We start from the raw sequence: 26,535 nt of genomic DNA, 5'->3' as shown, positions 1-26,535 counted from the left end.
GCAACCGGTCTGGCGCCGAGCATCGTCGTGGACCTGCTCCGTGACCGCGGCTTCGGCCCATTCACCGGAGTCCCCTGCTCGTTCCTCGGGCCGGTCATCTCCTGTCTCGAAACCGAGCATCCCGAGGACTACATCATCGCCGCAAACGAGGGCGAGGCTGTCGCCGTCGCGGCCGGCTCGCGCCTGGCGGGCCGCAGCCCCGTTGTCATCCTGCAGAACTCGGGGCTCGGCAACACGGTCAACCCGCTGACCTCGCTCTGTCACACCCTGCGCCTGCCGGTCCTGCTGTTCGTCACTTGGCGGGGCCGCCCCGGCAGCCCGGACGAGCCACAGCACGAGCTGATGGGTGAGATCACGCCCAGCCTGCTCACCATCATGGGCATCCGCAACGAGCTCCTCCCCGAGGACTCCGCCCGATTCGCTGAGCGCCTGGACGCGGCGGCTGAGCACATGGCGGCGACCGGGCTGTCCTTCGCCTTCATCGTTCCCAAGGGCGCCATAGCCGCCTACCCGAAGCCCGCCGCCGAACCCGCGGCGAGCCCCTCCGACCTGATGCTCAGGGCGGAGGCAATCAGCGAGGTCGTTGGGGCGATGGATCCGGACACCGTGCTGGTCGCGACCACTGGCAAGACCGCCCGGGAACTGGAACGGGACTTCGACCGGCCCCAGAACGTTTACGTCGTCGGGTCGATGGGGTGCGCCTCCAGCGTCGCTCTTGGCGTCGCGCTGCACGCCGAAGGACACTCAGTCGCCGTCCTCGACGGGGATGGGGCGGCCCTCATGCGGCTGGAGGCAATGGCCGCCATCGGCCGCCAGAAGCACACCGGCCTCACCCACATTCTGCTTGACAACGAGGCGTACGAGTCCACCGGAGGCCAGCCCACCGCGTCGGCGGGAGTCGACTTCTGCGCGATCGCGACGGCCTGCGGTTACCGGGCAACGCATGACGTGTCCAACGCGGACGAACTGAGGGCCGCGGTGCAACGGGCGCAGCGGGACGGTGGCCCGCAGCTGATCCGGGTCCGCATCTCGTCTGGCTCCGACCCGCGCCTGGGCCGCCCGGCCCTGCGCCCACCGCAGTCAGCGGCCCGATTCATGGAGGCGGTCTCTCAGTGAGTGACATCGGCAGCGCGACGCACCACCGGCTTGTCCTGATGAATCCGGGACCGGTCATCACCGACGACCGGGTCCGCGCGGCGCTCGCCGGGCCCGACATGTGCCACCGAGAACCGGAGTTCTCCGAGCTCCTCACCCGGGTTCGGCACAAGACCACCTTGGTCGCGGGCGGCGACGAGCGACACACCTCGGTCATTCTGACCGGGTCGGGTACCAGCGCGGTGGAGGCCGCCATCAGCTCGGCGGTGCCCGTCGACGGGGCGCTGCTCGTCCTCGATAACGGCCACTACGGCGAGCGCTTCCAACACATCGCCACCGCCCACGGCGTCCGTACCCGCCGCCTCGAATTCGGCTGGGCCGCCCCCCTCGACCTCGCGCAGGTCGAGGCAGCACTGGCCGAGGACCCGACGCTCACCCATATCGGTGTGGTGCACCAGGAAACCAGCAGCGGCATGCTCAACGACGTGGCCGCAGTCGCGCGAATCGCCCACGAGCACGGTCGTCAGGTGATTGTCGACGCCGTCAGCACCATCGGCGCCGAACGTCTCTCGCTCGCCGAGGACGGCATCGACTGGCTTGCGGGCTCCGCCAACAAGTGCCTGGAAGGTGCCCCCGGCCTCGCCTTTGTCAGTGCCGCCAGAAGCGCCTTCGAAAGCCTCGGCGTCGCCCAGGGACGAACGTACTACCTGGATCTGCACCGTCACTACGTGGCCCAGGAAAAGGCGGCGGCCCCTGCCTTCACACCTGGCATCCCCGCCTACTACGCCTTCGATGTCGCGCTCGACCTCGCCCTCGCCGAAGGGTGGGAAGCCCGCCACGCACGCTACACCGCCCTCGCTGAGCGACTGCGCACCGGGCTGGAATCGCTCGGGCTGGAACTGTTGCTGCCGCCCGAACAGAGAGCGGCAGGACTTACCGCGATTCGCATCCCCGCGAACAGCAGCTACGCCGAGCTCCATCAGGGCTTGCGCGCCGAGGGTTTCGTGATCTACAGCGCCCAGGAGCGGCTGGCCCGGGATTTCTTCCGGCTGTCCACCATGGGTGGCATGACGGAGTCGGACATTGACCGCTTCCTCGTCGTGCTTGCAGCTCTCCTCGCGTCCCGAACCTGAACCCATTCCACTTGACTGAACGAGGTAACTGGTGACCACCCCTGACGTATCGGGCCGGGCCTTGCCGACCGGGCGCCCCTATCGGCTCGCCCTCGTCGGCGGCGGCCCGCGGGCGACGTACGCACTGGAGAGGCTGTCGGCGACGATCGGCAGGCTCGGCCCCGGACAGGGGGTCGAGGTGCGGGTCTTCGAACGGACCGGGGAGTTCGGCGCGGGGCTGGCGCACAGCCCCTCTCAGGCGCGCACCAGTTACCTCAACCGGATCGGTTCACAGGTGAGCTTCGCAGCCGACGAGACCGTCGCCGGAGCGGGTCTGCTGCGACCTGAGGCGCAGCGGCCCACGCTTCACGAGTGGTGCCGGCGCCGCTTTGAGGCCACCGGCGACCCGGACTTCGACCTGGGACCGGAGGACTGGCCCAAGCGATACGTGCACGGGCTCGCCCTGCGCGACATGTTCGACGCGTTCGCTGATGATCTGCGTCGCCACCCCAGAGCCGACCTCCACCTGCACCAGGCAGAGGTCGTGGATGTCGAATCGTCCGACGACGGGCTCACCGTCGTGACCGCCGACGGCGAGCGCCACCCCGCTGACGAGGCACTGCTGCTCACCGGGCACTCCTACCACGACCCGGAACGGAACCACGCAGGACGGCGGCTCGCCAAGTGCGCCTCCTTCGGCGGCGCTCACCACGTCGTCCATCCTTACCCAATGGACCGGGAGCTCGGGCCCGACCGCTGCGGCCCCGAGGCGGTCGTCGGTTGCGCGGGCATGGGTCTGACGGCCATCGACACCATCCTTCACCTGACCGAGGGGCGTGGCGGCCGGTTCGAACCGGCGCCCGGCGGTGGCCTGGTGTACCGGCCCAGTGGGGCCGAGCCCGCGGGCATCGTCGCCTTCAGCGGCTCCGGCCTATTCACTTTCGCCCGGCCCGACAACCACAAGCCGAGCGATGGTTCCGGCGACCACCAGGGCACCTTCCTCACGCACGAGGCGGTGCGTCAGCTCCGGGCCAACGTCGGCAGCCCCTACCCGGGCGGAGCGGACGAGCGGCAGCTCCAGCTCGACTTCGAGAAGGACGTACTGCCGCTGGTGGTCCTGGAGATGGCCCATCTGCACTACGTCACCCTGCTCGGGCCGGGCGTTGCCATGCTCCTGACGCAGCGAGTCATGCCGGACTATCTCGCCTTCCTGTCCGGTACCTTGGCCTCCGGCGCGGGCCGTGAATGCCTGCTTGTAAGGCTCGACACAGCGGTTGCCCATGTGACCGAGGTCCTGGACTCGGTGCTGCACGGCACCCGCACGGCTGCCGAAGCCCAGGCCTCGGTGTCCTGGCCCGTGCGGGACGTCCTGCTGCACTGGGTCCGTGTGGTCTTCGGGACGGACGCGGAGCTGAAGGTACGTCGCTGTCTGGACCGGGCACAGCCTCCGCAGCTCGTGCTGGACGGTCTCACTTCACCGTCCGCCCTCGGCACCGCCGTCACCTCCAACCGGTTCAGCTGGGACGATGCCGTCAGTCCGGTCCCCCCACAGCCGAGTCCGGATCAGTGGCGTACCTCCATGAGGCAGTTCATGGACCGTGACCAGCGATGGGCCGGCCAGGGGAACCGGCTGAACCCTCACAAGGCGGCCTCCGACGGGGTCTGGCGCGACCTGCGCTCAGTCATCTCGTACGCCGTGGATGACGCGGGGCTGACCGCTGCCTCCCAGCAGACCTTCCTGAACCTCTACGTACGTCACCATAATCGGCTGGCCAACGGGGCCGCCCCCGAAATCATGGCGAAAATCGGGGCGCTGATCGACCACGGCCTCCTGGACGTGGGAGCCGGCCCCGAGGCACGGGTGCGACCAGACGAGCCGACCGGGCGAGTCGTTGTGGACGGTCCGCATACTGGGTTCGTCCGGCCGGTAGACGTACTGATCGACGCCCGCATGCATGCCTTCGACCCGCGTGCGGACGTCCTCCCCCTCTACCGCAACCTTCTCGCCAGCGGCACGGTCCGTCTATGGCGCAACGCCTCGGTCGATGGCGAGGACTTCGTGCCCGGCGGCCTCGATCTGAACCCGGACTTTCATCCCCTCCGTGCCGACGGCAGCATCGAATCCCGCGTCACCGTACTCGGCGTGCCGTCCGAAGGTGCCCGTTCGTTCCTGCTCTCGGCACTGCGCCCGAACGCCAACCACTATGTCATGCGGGACATGCTGACCTGGCTCAACGGGTTCTGGGAGACGCTGGAAACCGCCACCGGATAAGGGCACGTCAGGGGGCGGCCGAATGTCCTTCGGCCGCCCCCTCGACTTCGACCGATGACGACACATGTCTGTCGAAAGCGGATCGTGACGCACGAAGCCTCTATCACTCCACCGCGTGGTAGTCCTCGCGGCAGGCCACCGCGGTGGCAGCGTACCCCTGTGCCACCCCGCGCACCCCATGGGCGAGCCAGGACGTGCCGGAGTCCGGCAGCTCGGCTGCGATGCCGCTCAGGCCGGTGCCCTGCGCCTTCACGTAGGCCTCGCGCATGGTCCAGATCTGGTACCAGCGAGCCAGGTATCCGGCCGGCGAGGTACGCATCAGGAGATCTCGTTCCGCCTCGGAAAACACCCGGCTTGCCACGTCAGCCGCGTTGTCCCGGTCAATGACGCACTCGATGTCGATTCCCACCCGCAGCCCGCGCGCCACGGCGACAGCGACCTGATTCCCGGAGTGCGACAGGTTGAAGTCAATGCCTTCCGGGCTCCGTTCATACATGCGCAACTGGCTGCCTCGGTCGGCCAGTTCGGGCTTTCCGCCCCGACCAGGGGTTATCGCGATCTCGGCGGGGCGACATCCCAGGTGGGCAGCGAGCGCCCAACGAGTGAGCGCCCGCCCCGCAGTGAACCGCGCCCTCCCGCCAGGAGTACCAATGCGGGACGCCCGCTCCACGTCCGCACGCGAGATGAACTCCTCCGAACACAGGCAATCGGCACTGGACGGAACGCCGATCTCTGCCGTCCAGATCTCCACGCGGCGGCCGAAGGCCGTGAAGGAGTCACCACGGGGCGCACCCAGCACCACTTTCGAGGCCACAGTCGGGGTAGTCGTCATATCATCATCAGCACCAGCAACCAGGCCCTTCACAGGAAATTCCCAGAGGGTCGTCCAGCGCCTACGCAGCCGGCGAAATTTCGTTGTAGCAAGAGGCTGACTCTTGACCGGACAGTCTTTGGATTGCGCTCATGATCTCATCAGTTGCCATTCGTCGTGCCTGCGCGGCAGGGATTGATGGGCCCGGCCGCGTAGGCCGCAATGGCTCCCCGAAGCGGACTGTAACGCGCCTGATTCGAGGGAATCGAGCCCCAACAGGTTGGATGCGATCAGTGCCAACGAGGGCAACCGGCACGACTGGAGCATCGGCGGAGAAAGCAAGCCAAGCCACCCCCGTGCGTCCGCGATAGAGCCTTCCATCCCGTGAGCGACTTCCTTCTGGATAGATTCCGAATGCCTTCCCGTCGGAGAGGATGCCGCGCGCCAACTCCAGGGAATCTTTCGCTGCACGATGAGTCCCACGTTCGACGGGAACTGCACCTAGCGCCGCGAACACTGCAGCCATGATGCGACCTTTGATTCCACCCTTCTGGAAGTAGTCAGCCTTGGCCAGGAAGGCGACTGGACGCGGAGCCACCAGAGGGATCACGACACTGTCAATGAAGGAGAGGTGATTGGAGGCGAGGATGACAGGGCCACGTTGCGGGACATTCTCCCTCCCTTCGATTACGGGCCGGTAGACAAGGCGCGCCAGCGGGGCAGCCACCAGTCTCACCGCAGCGTGAAGCAGCACTACTTTCCTTTGATGTCGATGACTTTCAGTTTTTAGGTTCGGGCACGAGATCGAAAGCTTTCAGAGCGACGCTGAGAGCTTCTTCCAACGAGCTGGAGCGAGATGCGCGTGCGAGGGAACCGATAAGCCACAGATGAGTGAAGCCCTGGACACCCGCCCACAATGCAGCAGTCAGCAGTCGACTATCGAGCCCTTTATGCCAGGCTTCTTCTGCTTGCCTACCCGCGACCAGCCCGACTGCTTCCTCGAAGAACGCTCGACTGATCTCACTCAGCATCGGATCTGTGGGCAGCAGCAGATCTTCGCGTGACATCAGCTCAAAAAGGCCTTGGTTCGCCACCGCGAACCTCACATAGGCAAGTGCCGCCGCATGCAACCGCTCCGCCGCGGTGGAGCGTGCTCCACATCTGTCAATTGCGCGGCGGTGCTCTGCGAACAACAGGCGGTACCCCTCCGTGGCGACGGCTGACAACAGAGCGGCTCGTCCTGGGAAATGACGCAGTGGAGCCCCGTGCGAAACTCCTGCTCTGCGGGCTATAGCGCGGAGCGAGACTGCTTCGACGCCGTCATCCGACACGATCTGCATGGCACTAGCCAGCAGCTGAGTTCTCAGTTCACTGCCCATACGACCCTCCCGGTAGACAGTGTCTACCACTTGAGCAGGCACTGTCTACCGGGGCGAATCAGGAGGAATCGATCGTCACCGCTCACAGTGGGTAACTGATGCAATTGGCCGTGCCGCCCAGCACGTCACTCTTCACGGCGCAAGCTTCAGCAAACCTGAATTCCGATTGGGGGTAAGGCACGGGTCGTGAGAAAGAACAGCCTGGTGCAGACGTTGAATACGAGGACCAGGTTCCACTCCGAGATCCTGAACCATTGCCTTTCGGATCTGCCCGTATGCCGCGAGAGCTTCCACCGTGCGACCCGATCTATAGAGCGCCACCATGAGGTACTCATAGAGGCTTTCCCAAGTTGGATGCGCAGCTATCAGTGCGTAAATCTCACCGATTATTCCTTTATGGTTGCCAAGTTCGAGCTCGATTTCGAAGCGCTGCATGTGCGCGAGCGTGTATCGCTCATCCAGGCCCTGACCGACGGCGTCGAACGCCGGGACGGAGCGCAGATCATCAAAAGCCCGACCTCGCCAAAGGGCTATCGCAGAGTTGAGAACGACGGAGGCCTTTTCACTGCAGCCGACGGATCTAAGCTCCTCGGCCTTGGATATCAAGCCATTAAACTGCTTCAGATCCAGATCGTGGCCGTCCAGATTGAAGCGATACCCGGGTGGCTGCGTAATTATCACCTCAGCAGCATCGAGTCCCAGTGACTGTAGATACCGCCTCAGTTTGGAAACGTAAACATGCAGTGCAGTCAGCGCCGTTCTAGGCGGTGCGCCGGACCAGAGAGCTTCAGTAAGTCGAGCGGTCGAAACGGCTTCACCGTCGTGGGCGCACAAGTAGGCAAGAAGGGAGCGAAGCTTCAGGGCTCTTGGCGCTACCTGCTGATCATCCAGAGTCTCCATCTCAACCGGACCAAGAATAAGAAACTTCACTTTCCCCCGCTTTAACACGAATTGCTGCAAACGTTAATGCCCGGAATGGCCATAGTTACACACTCAACCAATCCGCTCCCACCGGTGGGCCGATCGATCATGATCCACCTGGGCGCCTGGGTCAAACCGCGACTGGGGACTTGAGGTACTCCTGAGCTTCCCTCACGGCCTTGCCGCAGGTCACTGACCGCTCTGGCGGCACGCCCTCTGCGCGAGGAGTGCCGCAAAACCCCAGGGGTGGTGCGGGACAGTTTATCCGGCGTGAAGTAGGTACGCGCATTACCTATTCTGTGATCAATGATTCCTAAGCCATGGACGATACTTTGCGTTTCTTTGACCTTGGTCTCGAAGGGGGCGTTTTAGTCGCCAGGACGCTGGCCAGGACCCACCAGTGCCCGCGGGGCTCGGGCCTCCTCACCGTGCCGTGTTCGCGGTGACGGCGCCTGCCGGTGCCGGCGCATGGGGGTCGACGTACAGGATGCCCGCGGCCAGCGCGACGGCGAGCAAGCAGCCCGCGCACACCAACGTGCCGACGGCGGTCAGGGTCCGGCGGCGGCCGCGTGGGTCGTCGAAGACGGTGGGGCCAGCCGTGCGGCGCGGCGGGTCGAGCAACACGTTGATCACCCCGGGATGCTAGGAGGTACACGCTGGGAGCACAGGGCCGGCGCGTAGGCCGTCCCCCGGCAGAACGAGTCTCATCCGCGCAGGTCACACGGGGTACCGCGAACGTGGCGACTCCGGGCGATGTGACCCGCCCGGCACGCGGCCCGAGCGTTGATCCTTCCGCCCGCAACCGTCGTCACACCCGGATGTACCACCCCCGCGCCACGAGCAGCCGCGCGAGCGGCACGTAGAACAGCAACAGCCACAGCAACGCCCACACCATGCTCGCCAGCGGTCCGGGCATCCACGAGGCGAGCCCGGCCTCGGCGCCCACGCTCCACAGCGACCCTTCCTTCCCGTGGTACCGGACCGGGATGTAGTCGAGCGTGATGACGACGAGCCCGGACAGGACGTAGAAAAACAGCGGATTGCGGCCAAGGGCCACCAGCGTGTCGCCCACGGGCACGAGACCCCGTCGGACAGCGCCGCTCACCCCCCTGCGGGGCGAGGGCAGCCTCCGCCCGAGGCCACCAACCGCGTCGGCCCCGCCGGCGCCGGCCGGACCATTGGGCCTCGCCCACAGCCCGCCGTCGAACGCCAGGAGGACCAAGCCGAAGCCGGCGGTCATGATCCCGACGGTCACGAGGGCGTACGACGGGGTGCACAACTGCTTGCCGATCGGGATGACCAGGCCCAGCCCGAGGCCGGCCCCGGCGCACACCGTGCCGATGGCGATCAGCGAGGACGCGCCTGCGGACGCCACCGGTCACGCTGTAGCGCGGCTTGTTGCGGACGATGTCCATGCCGACGACAAGACCCGCCCAGCAATTGACCACCGCCACCAGCGTCGACATGACGCCTTCCGGGTCGAACGCGGCCCCGTCGAAGTTGTGCTCGACACCCCACAGGTTCGTGTCGACATACGCCTCCAGCGAGCAGCCCGGTACCAGTCCACGGACGTCGGCGCATTCGGGCCACGGACTGTGGAAGGTGTACGTCGCCACGATCCAGAGGGCGGTGCACAGGAGGGGGAAACCGCCCAGGAGCAACGTCCTGGCCAGGAAGCGGCCGCCGCGCGCGTGGGCTGCGGCGCGCTTCGCGGCCTTGCCGTCGTCGGGGGCCGCCGGACCGCTGAGCGGCAGCAGCGACCAGGCGCACATGACGTACAGCAGCGCTACCACCAGGTACACGACGCCCAGTCGCTGCAGCACACCGACGAACCGCAGGTGCTCCAGGATCTCGGACAGGAACGGGTACGCGCACAGGAACATGCCGATCGCGTACAGCAGACCGGCTCTCCGCACGATGCGCGGCAGATGAGTGCGCCTGCCCGGTCCGCCCGTATCACGCGCGGCCGGTGGCCGGAGGAAGGCCGACATGGACACCGGGATCGCCATGCCCATGATGAACAGGAATCCGGGGAAGACGAGGTCGGCGACCGTCAGCCCGAAGCCGTCCGCGTGCAGCATGGCCGAAGCCGCGATCCCCGCCACCTGGCTGCCGACGAGGATGCGCAGCACGACAAGGCAGCCGCGAAACGCGTCCAGCCCATCGAGACGCCGGCGGGCGGGCAGGGCCTGTGTCCCCTCCGTGCCCGGCTGCGCCGTCGGGATATCAGCAGCGGGCGGTACGGTGACCGCAACGGCCACGGACGACCGATCGAGGAAGAGGCCGGCGCCTTTCCGGGAAACGTCGCGCTCGAACGATCACGGCACGTCGAGCGGGAACAGGACCAAGTGCCGGCGCGTTCACCGGCTGGGCGCGGCACCGCGGCGTCGGCTCACGGTATGCCCTCGGCCGTGGGGCCCGGTCGGAGCAGGGGGCATGGAAGTCGACCGCTGCGGAGGGAGCGCCGGTTCCGGCGCCGTTCCGTCATGTCGTCCCGCACGTCCCTCCCGGAGGTACAGGTGTCGTTGCTCGCCATCAGTGATCTGCATGTGCGGCATGAGGAGAACCGGCGCATCGTCGAGGGTCTGCGGCCCCGGTCGGAGGACGACTGGCTGCTGATAGCCGGAGACGTCGGCGAGCTGACCACGGACATCACCTGGGCCCTCACCCTGCTGCGCGACCGCTTCCGCACCGTGGTGTGGGCGCCGGGCAACCACGAGTTGTGGACCGTGCCGGAGGACCCCGTACAGGACCGTGGCGTGCGGCGGTACGAGCACCTGGTGGCGCTGTGCCGGGGGCTCGGGGTCCTCACGCCCGAGGATCCGTACCCCGTCTGGGAGGGGCCGGACGGTCCGGTCGTCGTGGCGCCGCTGTTCCTGCTGTACGACTACACGTTCCGCCCCGCCGGGACGGTGACCGAGGAGCAGGCCCTGGAGGTGGCGCACCGGGAGGGCGTGGTGTGCACGGACGAGTTCCTGCTGCACCCGGACCCGTACCCCGGTCGGGCCGCCTGGTGCCGGGAGCGGGTGAGGATCACCGAGGAGCGGCTGGCGGCCCTCGACCCGGACCTGCCCACGGTGCTCGTCAACCACTATCCGCTGGTGCGCGACCCCACGTACGTCCTGCGCCATCCCGAGTTCGCCCTGTGGTGCGGCACCGAGGCGACCGCCGACTGGCACCGCCGTTTCCGGGCCCGGGCCGTGGTCTACGGGCACCTGCACATCCCGCGTACGACCTGGCACGACGGCGTGCCGTTCCGTGAGGTGTCCGTCGGCTACCCGCGCGAGTGGCGCCCACGGCCGGTGCGTCCGGACCTGTCCGTGGTGCTTCCCAGCGGCGTCTGACCGGAGCCGCCGTCCCGCGCTACGAGACCGGCTCCCCGTAGAGGACCAGGTTCTCGGCGTACGCGTGTGCGTCGGGGTCGAAGTCGCCGGCGCACGTGACCAGGGCCAGGCGGGCGGTGCCCGCGGTGGTGAACAGGTCCTGGGGCAGGGCCTTCTTGGGGTGGGTGCGGCGCGCCACGATCCGGTACGTGTGGCGTGTGCCGTCCGCCGTCATGACCTGGGCGCGGGTGCCCATGGGCACGTCGTGGAGGGCCTCGAAGGGACCCGCGCCCTCCTCGGCCGAGTCGAGGTGCCCGGCCAGCAGGACGGTGCCGTGCGCGGCGCCGGGGGGTGCGCCGAGGGCCCACCAGCCCAGCCGCCTGGGGGACGGCGGCACGGCCATGACGCCGGTGGCGTCGGCGGTGACCGGGTCGACGGGTGTCGTACGGAGATGGCCCGGGATGGTGAGGGACACGGGCGGTGAGGACGCCGACGGGCTGCCGGTGCCGGCGGTCGGGGACGCCGCGGCCGCCCCTGGCAGGGTGCCCGTGTCCGGCGCCCGCGCGGGAGCCGGGAAGAACGGGAAGAGGTACGCCACGACCGCCACGGCGACCGCCGCGAGCCCGGCCCGGACCAGCGCACGGTCCGGGCCGGGCTCGGTACGCGGCCAGGCGCGCATCGGCGTCAGCGGTTGTCGTTGCGACGGATGCGGGCCGCGGCCCAGAACGCGCCGGCGGCGACCAGGACACCGCCGACCGCCACCGCGGGCACGGCCAGGACGACCGGGACGTCGGCCGCCAGGGTGTTCACGGCCTGGCCGCCGTTGCCGGCGTGGATCCGCTTCGGCGCCGCGGCGGCGTGGCACTCGCCGCCCCGCACCATGTCCAGGTGCATGGCGACGACCGGGCGTGCGGCCTTGGCGGCGGCGGTCACCTGGGCGTTCTTGCCGTTGGTGATCTGGTTGTCGATCCGCGCCAGGGTCTTCTCGTGGGCGGCGGCCTGGGCGTTGAGCCAGGCCTTGTCATAGGCCTTGGTGCCCGCCTTGGACATGACCTCCGCGAGCGTGTCCTGCTGTTCCTTCGAGGGCGCGACGGGCAGGTCGACGCCCAGCTTGTCGGCGAGGGCCTTGGTGTCCGCGTCGAGCTTGGTGTGGTCGCGGACGAGCACCTTGCCCACGTGCTTCACGCAGTCGGTGGTGGCGTTCTTCTGGGCGTCCTTGCCCGCCGCGATCTCGGTCAGGTTCCCCTGGTGGGAGGCGCGCAGGAAGTCGGCGTCGGTGGCGAGGGAGGCGCCGTCGGCGGGTGCCGTGGCGAAGGCGGGCCCGGCGGATATGCCGGTCAGGGCGAGGCAGGCGAAGGCCGTGGCGGCCCAGCGGTGGGTGCGGGTCACGATTGGTCGTCCGTTTCTCGTCGGTCGCTAGGCGACCCTCACGTACGAGGGTCACGTGACCATCCGGACACGGTGCGCGACCGGGCGCCACTCGCCGTACTGCAAACAGCGCACACCCGATGGGGTGAGTCAGGTGAGCGAGGCGGTCACCAGCAGCGCGAAGGACGCCGTGATCAGCAGCGTACGGAGCAGGTGGAGGGCGTTCCAGCGGGACTCGAAGGCCTGGCGTACGGAGCCGGCGTCGCCGCCCTCCGAGGCGGCCAGCGCGTTGTTGAGCGGGATGTTCCCGGCCACGGTGACCAGATGGCCGAGCACCGCGCACACCAGACCGGCGAGGATCAGCCACCGCTGACTGTGCGACCGGCCTTCGATCGGTACGGCGAGGGCCAGGGCCGGGAACACCACGACGCCCACGAAGACGGCCATGAACACCGCGCGGGGCACGTACTCGTTGACGCGCCGCATGACCGTCACGAACTGCTCGTCGGTCAGCCGGGCCAGCGCGGGCATGACGCCGGTCAGGAAGATCAGCATGAAGCCCGCGTACAGGCCGGTGGAGACGACCGCGAGGGCGAGCAACAGCGTCGGCATGCGGCCATCATGGCAGCCGCCCCCGTGTGGCGTCAGTCCCTGAGGCCGTCGGCCGGCTCCAGCGAACCGGAGCGGCCCGTGAGGCAAAGCGCAGGGGTTGGCTTGGACTCGCCAACCGCTGATCTGGGTCTTGTCACCGTGCGGAGTCACATGCGTACATGGAGTTGCGTACGTTCCAAGGGGATGGCGGGGGTGGTCAGCCGTGGCGAACGTTCCGGGCGCTGTGCTCGGCCGGGCGGCTTTAATGGAGACGTCACCGGCGCGTGCCGCGCCGCCGCAGGCGCCGCGACCGGCCGGGCAGCCCGTGCGCGGTACGAGACAGATCGGCGCGACGCTCGCCGCGCTGGCCGAATCGGCCCGCCGTGAGCTGCTGACCTTCGACGATCCGGCCGCCTGCCTGGGCCTGTCGATCCCGGCGCCCTTCCTTGAGCTCGCGGGCACCTGCGTGCGCACGGCGACCGCACGGGTCCGTACGGTGCGTCAGATCGTGCCACGGCACGCGCTGTCCAGGGTCGTCGCCTCCGATGTCCTGGGGGCGGCGCGGCTGCCGGGCCGGGCCAGGCTGACGGAGTCGATCCCCTTCAAGATGGTCGTCGTGGACCGTACGGTCGCCGCCATCCCCCTCGACCTCGAACTGCTCTACAACGGGCTGCTGCTGATCCGCGACCCGGTCGTGGTCCACGCCCTCGTGCGGGCCCACCATGCCTGGTGGGAGGCGAGCGAAGAGGTCCCGTCGCGGCCGGACCCGCCCGGGGCGCTGCCCACGCATCTGCGGCCGGTGCTGGAGGCCCTGCTGGCCGGCCTCACCGACGAGACGGCCGCCGCGCGGCTGGGGATATCGGGGCGTACGTACAGCCGGCGCGTGGGCGAGCTGCTCGCGGCGCTGGGCACGACGAGCCGCTTCCGGGCGGGAGCGGAAGCGGCTCGTCGCGGCTGGCTCTGAGGATGGGGGCACACGGTCCTACGACACGATGTCCTTGCGGGCGAACCCCCGGAAGGCCAGGGCGAACAGGACCAGGGCGTACGTCACGGACACCGCCGCGCCCTTGAGCATGCCGCCCCACTCCAACTGCGGCTGGAGCGCGTCCGCCCAGGCGAACTGCCAGTGCGCAGGCAGGAAGTCACGCCACGATCCGAGTGCCGTCACCGCGTCCAGCACATTGCCGATGATCGTCAGACCGACCGCGCCGCCGACCGCGCCGAGCGGGGCGTCCGTCCTGGTCGACAGCCAGAAAGCGAGACCCGCCGTGACCAGTTGGGAGACGAAGACGAACGCCACGACGAGCGCGAGGCGCGGCACCGTGTCACCGGTGGCCAGGGAGCCGCCCGTGGGCAGCTCCAGCGGCCCCCAGCCGTACGCGACCGTGCCCGCCGCCAGCGCCACCACGGGCAGCAGCAGCATCGCGGCCGCGCTGAACCCGAGTGCCACGGCCAGCTTCGACCACAGCAGCCGGGCGCGCGGCACGGGCGCGGCGAGCAGATAGCGGAGGGAGGACCAACTGGCCTCGGACGCCACCGTGTCGCCGCAGAACAGCGCCACCGGCACCACCAGCAGGAACCCGGCCGAGACGAACAGGCACGTGGCGGCGAAGTTGGCACCGGAGGCGGTCGCCGTGTCCATCAGGGTGATCCGGTTGTTGCCGCGCCCGTCCGGTGTGCCGCCGATCGCGAACGCGGCGATCAGCACGAAGGGCAGGGCGGCCAGGACCGCGCCCATGACGAGGGTGCGGCGGCGCTTGAGCTGGCGTACGGCTTCGACGCGCAGCGGCAGGGTGTGCCCGGCCCGGTAGCCGGGCGCGGACTGGAGCAGCGTGCTCACGCGGATCCTCCTCCGATCAGGGTGAGGAACGCGTCCTCCAGGCGCCGGTGCGGGCCCACACCGGTCAACGGCACGTCCAGCCGGACGAGTTCGGCGATCAGTGCGGTGGCGGTCGCGCCGTCCAGCCGTACCAGCAGGCCGCCGTCCGTGCGTACCGCCGAGCCGATGCCCGGCAGGGCGCCGATCTTGTCGACCAGCGGGTCCGGCACATCACCGGCGGTCGTCACCAGCAGCGTGTCGCCCGCGCCGGTGATCTCCGCGACCGGGCCCGCCTGGACGAGCCGGCCACGGTCCATGACCACCAGATGCGTGCACGACTGCTCGACCTCCGACAGGAGGTGGGAGGAGACGATGACGGTCCGGCCCCCGGCCGCGTACCGGATCATCACGTCCCGCATCTCGCGGATCTGTGGCGGGTCCAGTCCGTTGGTCGGTTCGTCGAGGATGAGGAGGTCCGGCAGGCCGAGCATGGCCTGGGCGATGGCGAGCCGCTGCCGCATGCCCTGCGAGTACGTGCGTACCGCGCGGGCCAGGGCGTCGCCGAGACCGGCGATCTCCAGGGCCTCGTCGATGTGGGCGTCCCCGGCGGGGCGGCCGGTGGCCCGCCAGTACAGCTCCAGGTTCTCGCGTCCCGACAGGTGCGGCAGGAAGCCCGCGCCCTCGACGAACGCGCCCACCCGGGACAGGACCGGCGCGCCCGGCCTGATCGCGTGCCCGAACACCCGGATCTCCCCGTCGTCGGGGGTGATCAGGCCCATCAGCATACGAAGGGTGGTGGTCTTCCCGGCGCCGTTCGGCCCGAGGAGCCCGAGGACCTGGCCCTTCTCGACCCGGAAGGACAGCTCCCGTACCGCGTACCGGTCGGCGGACCTGGCGTACTTCTTCGTCAGCCCGGTGATCTGGAGCGGTACGTCGGCGAGTTCGGGATCGGGCGCGGGCGCGGTGGTGCGGCGGCGGGCGGTGAGCAGCAGGACGGCGGCGACCAGGGCGCCGGCCGCCGGGAGGCCCCACACCCACCAGGGCAGGCCGGTGGCCTCGGTGCGTACGCCGGGCGCGGTCGGTACGGACAGGCCGCCCGTCACGCCGACGGTGTACGTCGCCGGGGTCGCCGGGGAGGCGTAGCCGAGGTCGGTGGCGGCGAGGACGAGCCGCAGCCGGTGCCCCGCCTCCACCTCGTGGTCGATGGCGGGCAGGGTCAGCTCGACAACCTTGCCGTTCTGCGCGCCCTCGACCCGGACGGGGCTGACGAGCTGGGCGGGCAGCACTTGTTGGCGGCCGTCCGGACCGACGTCGTACACCTTGCCGAAGAGGACCGCCTCGCCGGTGTCGGAGGCAACGGTGACCCGGACGGTGGGCGAGCCGGTGATGCGCAGCGGCTCGGTGAGCGGCTGTGACTCGAACCGGGCGTGCTGCCCCGGGAAGTCGAGCGACAGGCCGACCCCGAGCGACGACAGCTGGGCCAGTCCCCCGCCGACCCCCGGTACGGCGGAGATGGCGGGCGGGGTGGCCCCGGCAGGGTTACGGAAGGTCTGCGGGCGGCCGGCGCCGGTGAGCGGGATGGTGCGCTCGCCGCTGCGCAGGCCGGGGTAGGCGTCGCCGGTGGCGCCGCGCAGCCGGGCCTGCCCGTCGGTCGAGTCGACCCCGCCGGTGCGGCTGACCCGGAAGGCCGGACCGGTGTCGACGCCGGTGTCCTCCTTGAGGTACCGGTCGAACCAGGCGCCGATGCGCGCCTCGACGCGCTCGGTCTCCCGGTCGCCGCCGTCATGCCCGCCGGCGATCCAGTCGACGGCGACGGGTGCGCCGCCCGCGCGGATGGCCCTGGCGATGGCGTCGGCGTGCGACAGCGGGAAGAGCGAGTCGGCCTGCCCCTGCACGATGAGGGCGGGCACCTTGATGCGGTCGCCGACGGCGGACGGGCTGCGCGCCGCGAGCAGCGCCCGGGCGGCGGCGTCCGGCTTCCCGGCGACGGCCACCCGCTCGTACATCGCACACAGCACGTCCTGGAACCGCCCACAGGCGGCCACGCCGGCACCATCGGCCGGACGGCGCGCCCCGGGTGCGGCGGTCCCGCCCGACGGCACGGCACCGGCCGCCGCGTTCGGAGTCCCGACGCGGGTGTCGCCCTGCCGGGCGCCCTCCGCCGGAGCCCCCTGGGCGGCCGAACCTTGAGCCGAGCCCTGGGCCGAGCCCTGGGCCGGGGCCGCGCCCTGACCCGAGCCCTGGCCGGGGGCCTCGCCCTGTCCGGGGGCCCGGCCCGGTGGCTGGTCGCCCTCGCCGGGGGTCTCCCCGTCGCCGGGGGACCGGCCGGGCGGCGAACCGTCCGAGGACGCCGCCGTGCCCGTCGTGAAGAAGATGCCGGCCCACAGTTTCTTGAAGACGCCGTCCGGGAAAAGCGCGTCCGCCAGGTTCCAGTAGGTGATCTGCGGGGCGATCGCGTCCACCCGTTTGTCGTGCCCGGCCGCCAGCAGCGAGATCGCGCCGCCGTACGACGAGCCCGACACGCCCACCCTCGGGTCCCCGTCACCGTCCAACCGCACCTCGGGGCGTTCCGCGAGCCAGTCGATGAGCCGCGACACGTCCTTGACCTCGAAGTCCGGGTCGTTGAGGCCGATGCGTCCCGTCGAGGCGCCGAAGCCGCGCGCGGACCAGGTCAGCACGGCGTACCCGTCTCGCGCCAGCTTCTCGGCCTGCGCGCGCACGTCGTCCTTGCTGCCGCCGAAACCGTGTCCGAGGAGCACCGCCGGCCGACGGCCGTCGGCGGACCCGGAGGTGAAGAACGAGGTGTCGATCCTCGCTCCCGGCATCTCCAGGACTCTGTCCTCGCGGCGCAGGGCGGGCGCGTCGTCCGAGGCGACGGCCGTCCACGTGCCGGCACCCGCGAGCAGCACGACGGCGGCGGCCGTGGCGGCCGCCGCGCGCCGGGGAATTCGGATCTGCATACCTAGACCCTAAGCGGCACACTGCTCCGGCTCGGCTGCCGTCAGGTGGAACTCACGAGCCTCCTCGAGGTGTACGCACTACGGTCGCCGTACACCAGACGCGGTACACGAAGGGGCCTGGAGGCCTGCCATGGAGATCCGCCGTGCGACGACCGTCGCCGAAATCGTCGCAGCGCAGCACCTGTACGACGGGCCAGCCCGCCCCGAGTGGACCGAGCGTTTCCTCGCCGCGCCCGGTCACCTCATGCTCGTCGCGTACACGGACGACGGCGTACCGGCCGGGATGGTGTCGGGTGTCGAGATGCTGCACCCGGACAAGGGCACGGAGATGTGCCTGTACGAATTGTCCGTCGACGAGCGGTACCGGCGGCGCGGTATCGGGCGGGCGCTGACCGAGGCGCTGGCGGCCGTCGCCCGGGAGCGCGGCTGCTACGACATGTGGGTCGGGGTGGACACCGACAACGGTCCGGCATTGGCGACGTATCGCTCGGCCGGTGCCGACGACGATGGAGAATTCGCCATGCTCACGTGGGGGTTCGGCGACGAAGCGGAGAAGGCCGACTAGCACCCTTGTGCGGTACATGACCAGCCGAGACGCTGTGGGGCCGTCCGGAAGAAGAAAGGTCAGGTGCCCCCGAGATGAGAGCCCCATCCCGCAGGCCCCGGCGCCGCATCGGCGCGCTGATACCCGTCATCGCGCTCGCGGCCGGTCTGCAGTTCGCCGCCACCCCCACCGCGCACGGCGCGCAGGTCGGCGACCTCCGTCTCGCCCCCACGGAAACCGCCGTGTCGAACAGCTGGATCGTCGTCCTCAAGGACGGCTCGACACGCGCCACCGACCTCGGCGTCACGCCGCAGCACCAGTACGAGAGCGCGCTCGACGGGTTCTCCACCACCATGTCGAAGGCGAAGGCCACCGCCCTCGCCGCCGACCCGAGGGTCGCGTACGTCGAGCAGAACCAGACCGTCCGCCTCAACGCCACCCAGCCGAACGCCACCTGGGGTCTGGACCGGATCGACCAGCGCAACCTGCCGCTGTCGACGACGTACACGTACAACTCCCCCGCCTCGAACGTGAACGCCTACATCATCGACACCGGCATCCGCACCTCGCACAGCGAGTTCGGCGGACGCGCGGTGGTCGGGACGGACACCGTCGGCGGCGGGCAGAACGGGCAGGACTGCCAGGGCCACGGCACGCATGTCGCCGGTACGGTCGGCGGCACGACGTACGGCGTGGCGAAGGCCGCCAGGCTGATCGCGGTCCGCGTCCTGGACTGCAACGGCTCGGGCACGATCGCCGGGGTCATCGCGGGTGTGGACTGGGTGACGGCGAACGCCGTGAAGCCGGCGGTGGCCAACATGAGCCTGGGCGGCGGCGCCAACACGTCCCTGGACAACGCCGTCAAGCGGTCGATCGCCTCGGGCGTCTCGTACGCCATCGCGGCCGGCAACGGCATTCCCCTCCTGGGCCTGCCGGAGAACGCCTGCAACACCTCCCCCGCCCGCGTTCCCGAGGCGATCACGGTCGGCGCGACGGACAACGCGGACCGGCGCGCCTCGTTCTCCAACTACGGCACCTGCGTGGACCTCTTCGCGCCGGGCGTGAAGGTCACCTCGGCGTGGCGCACCAGCGACACGGCGACCAACACCATCTCCGGTACGTCGATGGCCGCGCCCCACACGGCGGGCGTGGCGGCCCTGTACCTGTCGAAGCACCCCACCGCCTCCCCGGCGCAGGTGCGGGACGCGCTGGTGAACAACGCCACGAGCGGCAAGGTGCAGAACGCCCTCACGGGCTCCCCGAACAAGCTGCTGTACTCGCTGTTCTAGGCCCCCTATGGGGTGAGATGCCCGAGGAGCTCCGCACCCGCCGGGTACGGGCGCTCCTCGGGCATCAGCCGTCGCGCCCCCTCCACATCGCCGCTCCGTACGAGCGCGTGCATGTCGTGCGCGAGCGGCGTCACGTCCCGTATCGCGACCGTCCACTCGTCGGCATACCGCGCGGACGCCTCGCCCGCGAGACCCAGCTGGAGCGAGCGGTACGGCAGCGGCGCCAGGTGCAGGTCACGCTCCGGGTCCCACTGGACGCGGGCCGGGGACTGGCGCAACTGGCGTTTCCACGCGGCCTGGTCGGGGTGAACCCCGCGCTCGTAGTGCGACAGGCAGGCGTGGCGCAGCGCCCACTCGAAGCCGTCGCGGGTGATCTCGACGGCGAGGACCGTCTCCTGGCCCGCCTTCGTCGCCCAGCCGCAGCGGTACATCATCCACAGGAAGCTCGGCTTGATCCACGTCATCCGGTCCCGCTTCCAGGCCCCGGGAAGCGGCCGTCGCGGGCGGCCGGGCCGCCGATGCCGGGGGCGTACGCCTGGTAGACGGTGACCGTGTCGTCGGTGTGCGGGGCGCGGACGCGGTACTTCGGTTCGCTCTCGTTCATCCGGACAAGGATCAACGGCCGGCCCCGGTCGGGGCCAGCCGTTTTTCCTTCCCCCCGGTCTCAGTGGTTGCGCGGGAAGCCCAGGTCCACGCCCACCGGGGCCTCCGACGGGTCGGGCCAGCGGGTGGTGACGACCTTGCCGCGCGTGTAGAAGTGCACGCCGTCGTTGCCGTAGATGTGGTGGTCGCCGAAGAGCGAGTCCTTCCAGCCACCGAAGGAGTGGTAGCCGACCGGCACCGGGATCGGGACGTTCACGCCGACCATGCCCGCCTGGATCTCCAGCTGGAAGCGGCGGGCGGCGCCGCCGTCCCGGGTGAAGATGGCGGTGCCGTTGCCGAACGGCGAGTCGTTGATGAGGCGGACGCCCTCCTCGTAGGTGTCCGCGCGCAGCACGCACAGCACCGGGCCGAAGATCTCGTCGCGGTACGCGTCGGAGTCGGTGGACACCTTGTCGAGCAGGGACAGGCCGATCCAGTGGCCGTCCTCGAACCCGTCGACGGTGTAGCCGGTGCCGTCGAGGACGACCTCCGCGCCCTGGGCGGCGGCGCCGGTGACGTACGAGGCGACCTTGTCGCGGTGGGCGGCGGTGATCAGCGGGCCCATCTCGGAGGCCGGGTCGTTGCCGGGGCCGATCTTGATCTTCTCGGCGCGCTCGCGGATCTTCTGTACGAGCTCGTCGCCGATGGCGCCGACCGCGACGACCGCCGAGATCGCCATGCAGCGCTCGCCCGCCGAGCCGTACGCCGCCGAGACCGCCGCGTCGGCGGCCGCGTCGAGGTCGGCGTCGGGCAGGACCAGCATGTGGTTCTTTGCGCCGCCGAGGGCCTGGACCCGCTTGCCGTTCGCCGAGGCGGTGGCGTGGATGTACTTGGCGATCGGGGTCGAGCCGACGAAGGAGACGGCGGCGACGTCCGGGTGCTCCAGCAGCGCGTCCACGGCCACCTTGTCGCCGTGGACGACGTTGAGGACGCCGTCGGGCAGTCCGGCCTGGGAGGCCAGCTCGGCGAGCAGGTTGGCGGCGGACGGGTCCTTCTCGCTCGGCTTGAGCACGAAGGTGTTGCCGCAGGCGATGGCCAGCGGGAACATCCACATCGGCACCATCGCCGGGAAGTTGAACGGCGTGATGCCGGCGACCACGCCGAGCGGCTGGCGGATGGCGGCGACGTCGACCCGGTTGGAGACCTGGGTGGACAGCTCGCCCTTGAGCTGGACGGTGATGCCGCACGCCAGCTCGACGATCTCCAGGCCGCGCGCGACCTCGCCGAGCGCGTCGGAGTGGACCTTGCCGTGCTCGGCGGTGATCAGGGCGGCGATCTCGTCGCGGTGGGCGTCGAGCAGGGCCCGGTACTTGAACAGCACGGTGGTGCGCTGGGCCAGCGAGGACGTGCCCCACGTCGCGTACGCGGCCTTGGCTGCGGCGACGGCGGTGCCGACCTCCTCGGCGGAGGCGAGGGCGACCCGCGTGGTGACGGCGCCGGTCGCCGGGTCGGTGACCGGGCCCCAGTTGCCCGACGTGCCTTCGACGGTCTTGCCACCGATCCAGTGGTGGACGGTCTTCGTCATGACGTACGTACTCCTCTTCGGACCTCTACAGGTGGCGGCGTCGGGCTGCGACGTGCCGGTCGTACTCCTCCCGGGCCTTGATCGCCGGCGCACGGGTCGCGGTCTCGGCCACGGGCACATCCCACCATGCCTCGGCGGCGGGCGCGCCCGACACTGTGTCTGCCGTTTCGGTCTCGACGTAGACACATGTGGGGACGGTCGCCGCGCGGGCTTCGGCGAGGGCTTCTCGCAGGTCACGGACGGTGTGGGCGCGCAGGACGCGCAGGCCGAGGGAGGCGGCGTTGGCGGCGAGATCGACGGGGAGCGGGTCGCCGGTGTACGTGGTGTCGGGGGCCCGGTAGCGGTAGGCGGTGCCGTACCGCTCGGCGCCCACGGACTCGGAGAGGCCGCCGATCGAGGCGTACCCGTGGTTCTGGAGGATGACGACCTTGATGGGGACGTTCTCCTGGACGGCGGTGACGATTTCGGTCGGGTTCATCAGATACGTACCGTCGCCGACGAGGGCCCAGACGGGGCGGCCGGGGGCGGCGAGGGCGACGCCGATGGCGGCGGGGATCTCGTAGCCCATGCAGGAGTACCCGTATTCGACGTGGTACTGGTCGTGGGAGCGGCTCCGCCAGAGCTTGTGCAGGTCGCCGGGGAGGGAGCCGGCTGCGTTGATCAGGATGTCGTCGCCGCTGACCAGAGTGTCGAGTACGCCGAGTACCTGCGGCTGGGTGGGGCGCGCGTCGTCGCTCGCGGGGGCGTACACGGAGCTGACCCGGGCCTCCCAGCGGGTCCGCTCCTCGTGGTACTCGATCTGGTACTGCGCCGGGACGGCGTATCCGCCGAGCGCAGCGGCCAGGTGCTCCAGGCCCTCCCGGGCGTCGGCGACCAGTGGCAGGGCGGCCATCTTGTGGGCGTCGAAGCCGGTGATGTTGAGGTTGACGAAGCGGACGCCGGGGTGGGCGAAGAGCGTCGAGGAAGCGGTCGTGAAGTCGGAGTACCGGGTGCCGACGCCGATGACCAGGTCGGCGGTGCGGGCGAGCCCGTTGGCCGTGGAGGTGCCGGTGTGGCCGATGCCGCCCACGTCGGCCGGGTGGCCATGGCGCAGGGAGCCCTTGCCGGCCTGCGTGGACGCGACGGGGATGCCGGTCGCGGCGGCGAACGCCTGGAGGGCGGCTTCGGCGCGACTGTGGCGCACGCCGCCGCCCGCGACGATCAGCGGCCGGTTCGCGGCCTTGACGGCCCGTACGGCGGCTTCCAGTTCTGCCGCGTCGGGCTGCGGGCGCCGCACCCGCCAGACGCGCTCGGCGAAGAACTCCTCCGGCCAGTCGAAGCCTTCCGCCTGTACGTCCTGCGGCAGCGCGAGCGTGACCGCGCCGGTGGCGGCGGGGTCGGCGAGGACGCGCATGGCGTGCATCGCCGCCGGGATGAGGGCCTCGGGCCGGCTGATCCGGTCGAAGTACCTCGACACGGGGCGGAGGGTGTCGTTGACGGACACGTCACCGGCGTAGGGGACTTCGAGCTGCTGGAGGACCGGGTCGGCGGGCCGGGTCGCGAAGGTGTCGCCGGGCAGCAGCAGCACCGGGAGGTGGTTGACGGTGGCGAGGGCTGCGCCGGTGACGAGGTTGGTGGCGCCGGGGCCGATGGAGGTGGTGACGGCGTGGGTGGACAGCCGGTTCGACTGGCGGGCGTAGCCGACGGCGGCGTGGACCATGGCCTGCTCGTTGCGGCCCTGGAGGTAGGGCATGTCGGCCGCGTACTCGACGAGCGCCTGTCCGATGCCCGCCACATTGCCGTGGCCGAAGATGCCCCAGGTGGCGTTGATGAGGCGGTGGCGCTGTCCGTCGCGTTCGGTGTACTGGCGGGCCAGGAAGGCGACGAGCGCCTGGGCGGTGGTGAGTCGTCGGGTGCTCATCGGTATCCCTCCACGTGATCGGGGTGGAAGCGGATCTTCCACTGCCGTTCCTCGCCCGGTCCGGCCATGACGTTGAGGTAGTACATGGTGTGGCCGGGCGCGGCGATGGACGGCCCGTGCCAGCCGTCCGGTACGAGGACGGCATCGCCGCCGCGTACCTCGGCGAGCACGTCCGCGCCGCCGGGGCGGGACGGCGACACGCGCTGGTAGCCCACCCCCTCCCCCTCGATCTCGAAGTAGTAGATCTCCTCCAGCTCCGCTTCCTCGCCGGGGAGGTGCTCGTCGTGTTTGTGGGGCGGGTAGGAGGACCAGTTCCCGCCGGGGGTGATGACCTCGACCGCGATGAGCCGGTCGCAGTCGAAGGTGTCGGCGGCGGCGAAGTTGCGCACCTCGCGGGCACAGATCCCGCTGCCGCGCGCTTCGACCGGTACCTCCGGCGCGGGGCCGTAGCGAGCGGGGAGTCGTCGCTCGCACTTCGCTCCTGCCAGGGCGAAGCGGCCTCCCGCGCCGGAGGCGATCTGGGCGTGGGCGTCACGCGGTACGTACGCGAAGTCGGTGACGCCGCTGAACACGCTTTCCCGGCCGAGCAGTTCGATGCACTCGCCGTCCACCTGCACCGTACAACCGCCGGTGAGGGGAAGCACGACCCACTCGCTGTCGCCGCTGGCGAGGAGGTGGGACTCGCCGGGGCGGAGGTCGAGGACGCGGAGGGCCGAGTAGCCCCAGCCGGCCCGTTTCGGGTCGATGTGGAGAGCGTAGGGCCCCTGGGCCGCCTCGCCCCTCGGTACGTACAGCTGCCGCTGGTCGGTCATGATCTCTCCGTTCAGAGCAGGCCCACGGCCGTGTCGACGGCGGCGGCGACGTCGCCGTCCGCCGGGTAGAGCAGGGAACGGCCCACCACCAGCCCCTGGACGGTCGGCAGCCGCAGGGCCCCCCGCCACTTCTCGTACGCCGTGTCCTGGTCGGATCCCACGTCGCCGCCGAGGAGAACCGCGGGGAGGGTCGTGGCCTCCATGACCCGTGCCATCTCGTCGGGGTCGTCGGTCACCGGCACCTTGAGCCAGGTGTACGCGGAGGTCCCGGCGAGCCCGGAGGCGATGGCGAGCGACGTGGTCACCGCGTCGGGGCTCAGGTCGTTGCGGACGCGGCCGTCGGCCGGGTCACGGCGGGAGAGGAACGGTTCGACGAAGACGGGCAGCCGCCTCTCGGCCATGGCGTCGATGGTGCGGGCGGCGGCGGTGAGGGTGGTGAGGGAGCCGGGGTCGGTGTGGTCGATGCGCAGCAGGAGCTTGCCCGCGTCGAAACCGAGGCGGACGAGGTCCTCGGGGCGGTGGCCGGTGAAGCGGTCGTCGAGCTCGAACGCGGCGCCGGCGAGGCCGCCGCGGTTCATGGAACCCATGACGACCTTGTCCTCCAGGGCGCCGAGGAGCAGCAGGTCGTCCAGGATGTCGGCGGTGGCGAGGACCCCGTCCACGCCGGGGCGGGAGAGGGCGAGGCAGAGCCGCTCCAGCAGGTCGAGGCGGTTGGCCATGGCGAACGGCCGGTCGCCGACGGCCAGGGCGCCGCGGGCGGGATGGTCGGCGGCGACGATCATCAGCCGCCCGGAGTCGCCGAGCAGCGTCCGCCGCCGCCGTCGGGCGGCGGCCTCGGCGACGGCTTCGGGGTGCCGGGTGCGGACCGCGACGAGGTGGGCGAGGTCGACGGTCACGGCGTGCCGCCCTCGGGGCGGGCGTCGCCTGCGTGGCCGGAGGCCGCCGGGGACGCGCCATCCGGAGACACGCCTTCCGGAGACACGCCTTCCGGGGACGCGCCATCCGGGGACGCCCCTTCCGGAGACGCGCCTTCCAGCGTGGCCGACACCTCGTCGGGGAACGGCATCGCGGAGGAGCAGGCGAGCCGCGCGGCGACGATGGCGCCGGCGGCGTTGGCGTACCGAACGGTCCGCTCCAGGTCCCAGCCGGCGAGCAGCCCGTGGCACAGCGCCCCGCCGAACGCGTCGCCCGCGCCGAGACCGTTGACGACCTCGACGGGGACGGGCGGTACGTCGGCGGTGTCGCCGTCGGCGGTGATGGCGAGGACGCCCTTGGGGCCCTGCTTGACGACGGCGAGCCGGACGCCCGCGTCGAGGAGGGCGCGCGCGGCGCGGTACGGCTCGCGCTCGCCGGTGGCGATCTCGCACTCGTCGAGGTTGCCGACGGCGACAGTGGCGTGCCGGAGGGCCTCGCGGTAGTGGGGCCGGGCCTCGGCCTCGTCGGGCCAGAACATCGGCCGCCAGTCCAGGTCGAAGACCGTGACCCGCCCGTCCGGCCCGGCCGCGTACGCGGCGGACGGGTCACCGGGCCGGACGGGGCGACCGGACGGCCCGGGTACGCCGGCGTCCGGGACACCGGACCGGGCGGCCATGGCCGCGAGCGTGGCCGTGCGGCTGGGCTCGTCCGACAGGCCGGTGCCGGTCATCCAGAACACCCGGGCGGCGGCGATGGCCGCGAGGTCCAGCTCGTGCTCGTGGATCTCCAGGTCCGGCGCCTTGGGCTGCCGGTAGAAGTAGAGCGGGAAGTGGTCGGGCGGGAAGATCTCGCAGAAGGTGAGCGGGGTCGGGTACGCCTCGACCGGCGTCACCCACCGGTCGTCCACACCGAACGCCCGCAGCTCCTGGTGCAGGTACTCGCCGAACGGGTCCGCGCCCGTGCGGGTGATCAGCGCGGTGCGGCGGCCCAGCCTGGCGGCGGCGACCGCCACATTGGAGGCCGAGCCGCCGAGGAACTTGCCGAACGTCTCGACCTGGGCGAGCGGGACGCCGGTCTGCAGGGGGTAGAGGTCCACCCCGATGCGCCCCATGGTGATGAGGTCGTACGGATCGGTCGCCATCCATGTCCCCTTCGCGTCGGCACCGTGGTCAGGTCTAGCCGCCCCCGGAAGGCCTGTCAACATTTTGTCCTTACATTCGGACGAACTCTTGACGCCCTGCTCGGGCCGCCACCAAG

The 26,535-nt window shown here is 70.4% G+C and carries 22 protein-coding genes and 3 pseudogenes; 7 read left to right on the top strand and 18 right to left on the bottom strand.

Annotation, left to right across the window (positions count from 1 at the left end; translation table 11 throughout):
• Positions 1–27: 27 nt before the first annotated feature.
• From aepY to AMK26_RS01560, 3 genes are read left to right on the top strand one after another with little or no spacing between them, the layout of a single operon-like run.
• Entirely contained in the window at positions 28–1,116 is a 1,089-nt protein-coding gene (aepY, locus tag AMK26_RS01570; protein ID WP_241837765.1) for a phosphonopyruvate decarboxylase, read from the top strand.
• Complete coding sequence (locus tag AMK26_RS01565) at positions 1,113–2,228, top strand: pyridoxal-phosphate-dependent aminotransferase family protein (RefSeq protein ID WP_241837764.1); 1,116 nt, start codon at positions 1,113–1,115, stop codon at positions 2,226–2,228. Before aepY ends, AMK26_RS01565 begins: the two co-directional genes overlap by 4 nt.
• 31 nt (positions 2,229–2,259) lie before the next feature.
• Positions 2,260–4,479: an FAD/NAD(P)-binding protein gene (locus tag AMK26_RS01560; protein ID WP_241837763.1), complete on the top strand. Its 2,220-nt coding sequence runs from the start codon at positions 2,260–2,262 to the stop codon at positions 4,477–4,479.
• Between the two features lie 103 nt (positions 4,480–4,582).
• Here AMK26_RS01560 and AMK26_RS01555 read toward each other — a convergent pair whose 3' ends face one another.
• The 7 genes and pseudogenes from AMK26_RS01555 to AMK26_RS38645 all read right to left on the bottom strand — a co-directional run.
• Positions 4,583–5,344 carry a 4'-phosphopantetheinyl transferase family protein gene (locus AMK26_RS01555; RefSeq protein ID WP_143608422.1) on the bottom strand — a complete coding sequence of 254 codons (762 nt, stop codon included), beginning with the start codon at positions 5,342–5,344 and terminating at the stop codon, positions 4,583–4,585.
• Positions 5,345–5,372: 28 nt separating this feature from the next.
• Positions 5,373–6,017, bottom strand: coding sequence for a lysophospholipid acyltransferase family protein (locus AMK26_RS01550; protein ID WP_338015560.1), 645 nt, complete (start codon positions 6,015–6,017; stop codon positions 5,373–5,375).
• Between the two features lie 52 nt (positions 6,018–6,069).
• A complete protein-coding gene (locus tag AMK26_RS01545; RefSeq protein WP_073751040.1) occupies positions 6,070–6,669 on the bottom strand; it encodes a TetR/AcrR family transcriptional regulator in 600 nt (199 codons plus the stop codon).
• Positions 6,670–6,801: 132 nt separating this feature from the next.
• Positions 6,802–7,569, bottom strand: coding sequence for an AfsR/SARP family transcriptional regulator (locus tag AMK26_RS38650; protein WP_073751038.1), 768 nt, complete (start codon positions 7,567–7,569; stop codon positions 6,802–6,804).
• 444 nt (positions 7,570–8,013) lie between these two features.
• Positions 8,014–8,223, bottom strand: a complete 210-nt coding sequence (locus AMK26_RS01535) for a hypothetical protein (protein WP_073751036.1) — start codon at positions 8,221–8,223, stop codon at positions 8,014–8,016.
• Positions 8,224–8,398: 175 nt separating this feature from the next.
• Positions 8,399–8,965 (bottom strand): hypothetical protein, encoded by a 567-nt coding sequence (locus AMK26_RS37550; protein ID WP_079277398.1) that lies wholly within the window; start codon positions 8,963–8,965, stop codon positions 8,399–8,401.
• Between the two features lie 385 nt (positions 8,966–9,350).
• A pseudogene (locus tag AMK26_RS38645) lies at positions 9,351–9,851 on the bottom strand (heparan-alpha-glucosaminide N-acetyltransferase domain-containing protein); the annotation flags it as partial.
• Positions 9,852–10,076: 225 nt separating this feature from the next.
• Between AMK26_RS38645 and AMK26_RS01525 the strand changes: the two are divergent.
• On the top strand, positions 10,077–10,934 hold the full coding sequence (locus AMK26_RS01525; RefSeq protein WP_198943969.1) for a metallophosphoesterase family protein: 858 nt from the start codon (positions 10,077–10,079) through the stop codon (positions 10,932–10,934).
• 19 nt (positions 10,935–10,953) lie between these two features.
• On the opposite strand, the gene AMK26_RS01520 is transcribed toward AMK26_RS01525, so the two are convergent.
• The 3 genes from AMK26_RS01520 to AMK26_RS01510 form a co-directional block, all read right to left on the bottom strand.
• On the bottom strand, positions 10,954–11,592 hold the full coding sequence (locus tag AMK26_RS01520; protein WP_073751032.1) for a class F sortase: 639 nt from the start codon (positions 11,590–11,592) through the stop codon (positions 10,954–10,956).
• A gap of 5 nt (positions 11,593–11,597) precedes the next feature.
• Positions 11,598–12,302, bottom strand: coding sequence for a DUF4142 domain-containing protein (locus AMK26_RS01515; RefSeq protein ID WP_274536105.1), 705 nt, complete (start codon positions 12,300–12,302; stop codon positions 11,598–11,600).
• A gap of 129 nt (positions 12,303–12,431) precedes the next feature.
• Positions 12,432–12,893, bottom strand: coding sequence for an anthrone oxygenase family protein (locus AMK26_RS01510; protein ID WP_073751030.1), 462 nt, complete (start codon positions 12,891–12,893; stop codon positions 12,432–12,434).
• A gap of 202 nt (positions 12,894–13,095) precedes the next feature.
• On the opposite strand from AMK26_RS01510, the gene AMK26_RS01505 reads away from it, so the two are divergent.
• The gene (locus AMK26_RS01505; RefSeq protein WP_241837761.1) at positions 13,096–13,836 is read left to right on the top strand and encodes a helix-turn-helix transcriptional regulator; all 741 of its coding nucleotides are present in this window, start codon (positions 13,096–13,098) and stop codon (positions 13,834–13,836) included.
• Positions 13,837–13,854: 18 nt separating this feature from the next.
• Here the strand turns inward: AMK26_RS01505 and AMK26_RS01500 are convergent, their stop codons facing one another.
• Both AMK26_RS01500 and AMK26_RS01495 read right to left on the bottom strand, forming a co-directional pair.
• A complete protein-coding gene (locus AMK26_RS01500; protein WP_198943968.1) occupies positions 13,855–14,712 on the bottom strand; it encodes an ABC transporter permease in 858 nt (285 codons plus the stop codon).
• A complete protein-coding gene (locus tag AMK26_RS01495; RefSeq protein ID WP_073751013.1) occupies positions 14,709–17,651 on the bottom strand; it encodes an alpha/beta fold hydrolase in 2,943 nt (980 codons plus the stop codon). Before AMK26_RS01495 ends, AMK26_RS01500 begins: the two co-directional genes overlap by 4 nt.
• Before the next feature lie 79 nt (positions 17,652–17,730).
• On the opposite strand from AMK26_RS01495, the pseudogene AMK26_RS01490 reads away from it, so the two are divergent.
• Both AMK26_RS01490 and AMK26_RS01485 read left to right on the top strand, forming a co-directional pair.
• Positions 17,731–18,216 (top strand): annotated as a pseudogene (locus AMK26_RS01490) (GNAT family N-acetyltransferase); the annotation flags it as partial.
• Positions 18,217–18,290: 74 nt separating this feature from the next.
• Positions 18,291–19,484 carry a S8 family peptidase gene (locus AMK26_RS01485; RefSeq protein ID WP_073751009.1) on the top strand — a complete coding sequence of 398 codons (1,194 nt, stop codon included), beginning with the start codon at positions 18,291–18,293 and terminating at the stop codon, positions 19,482–19,484.
• Positions 19,485–19,489: 5 nt separating this feature from the next.
• On the opposite strand, the pseudogene AMK26_RS01480 reads toward AMK26_RS01485, so the two are convergent.
• The 6 genes and pseudogenes from AMK26_RS01480 to AMK26_RS01455 form a co-directional block, all read right to left on the bottom strand.
• Positions 19,490–20,088 (bottom strand): annotated as a pseudogene (locus AMK26_RS01480) (DUF4291 domain-containing protein).
• A gap of 60 nt (positions 20,089–20,148) precedes the next feature.
• Positions 20,149–21,651 carry a CoA-acylating methylmalonate-semialdehyde dehydrogenase gene (locus AMK26_RS01475; protein WP_073751007.1) on the bottom strand — a complete coding sequence of 501 codons (1,503 nt, stop codon included), beginning with the start codon at positions 21,649–21,651 and terminating at the stop codon, positions 20,149–20,151.
• 25 nt (positions 21,652–21,676) lie between these two features.
• The gene (gene iolD / locus AMK26_RS01470) at positions 21,677–23,551 is read right to left on the bottom strand and encodes a 3D-(3,5/4)-trihydroxycyclohexane-1,2-dione acylhydrolase (decyclizing) (RefSeq protein ID WP_073751005.1); all 1,875 of its coding nucleotides are present in this window, start codon (positions 23,549–23,551) and stop codon (positions 21,677–21,679) included.
• Positions 23,548–24,363, bottom strand: coding sequence for a 5-deoxy-glucuronate isomerase (iolB, locus tag AMK26_RS01465; RefSeq protein WP_073751003.1), 816 nt, complete (start codon positions 24,361–24,363; stop codon positions 23,548–23,550). The genes iolD and iolB overlap by 4 nt, the downstream gene beginning before the upstream one ends.
• 11 nt (positions 24,364–24,374) lie before the next feature.
• Positions 24,375–25,259, bottom strand: coding sequence for a Cgl0159 family (beta/alpha)8-fold protein (locus AMK26_RS36020; protein ID WP_073751001.1), 885 nt, complete (start codon positions 25,257–25,259; stop codon positions 24,375–24,377).
• A complete protein-coding gene (locus AMK26_RS01455) occupies positions 25,256–26,419 on the bottom strand; it encodes a 5-dehydro-2-deoxygluconokinase (RefSeq protein WP_073750999.1) in 1,164 nt (387 codons plus the stop codon). Before AMK26_RS01455 ends, AMK26_RS36020 begins: the two co-directional genes overlap by 4 nt.
• Positions 26,420–26,535: the final 116 nt, after the last annotated feature.

The sequence above is a fragment of the Streptomyces sp. CB03234 genome, from assembly GCF_001905885.1.
Taxonomy (GTDB): domain Bacteria; phylum Actinomycetota; class Actinomycetes; order Streptomycetales; family Streptomycetaceae; genus Streptomyces.
Note: the sequence above shows the minus strand (reverse complement) of the source record. Positions and strands in the feature narration are given on the sequence as shown.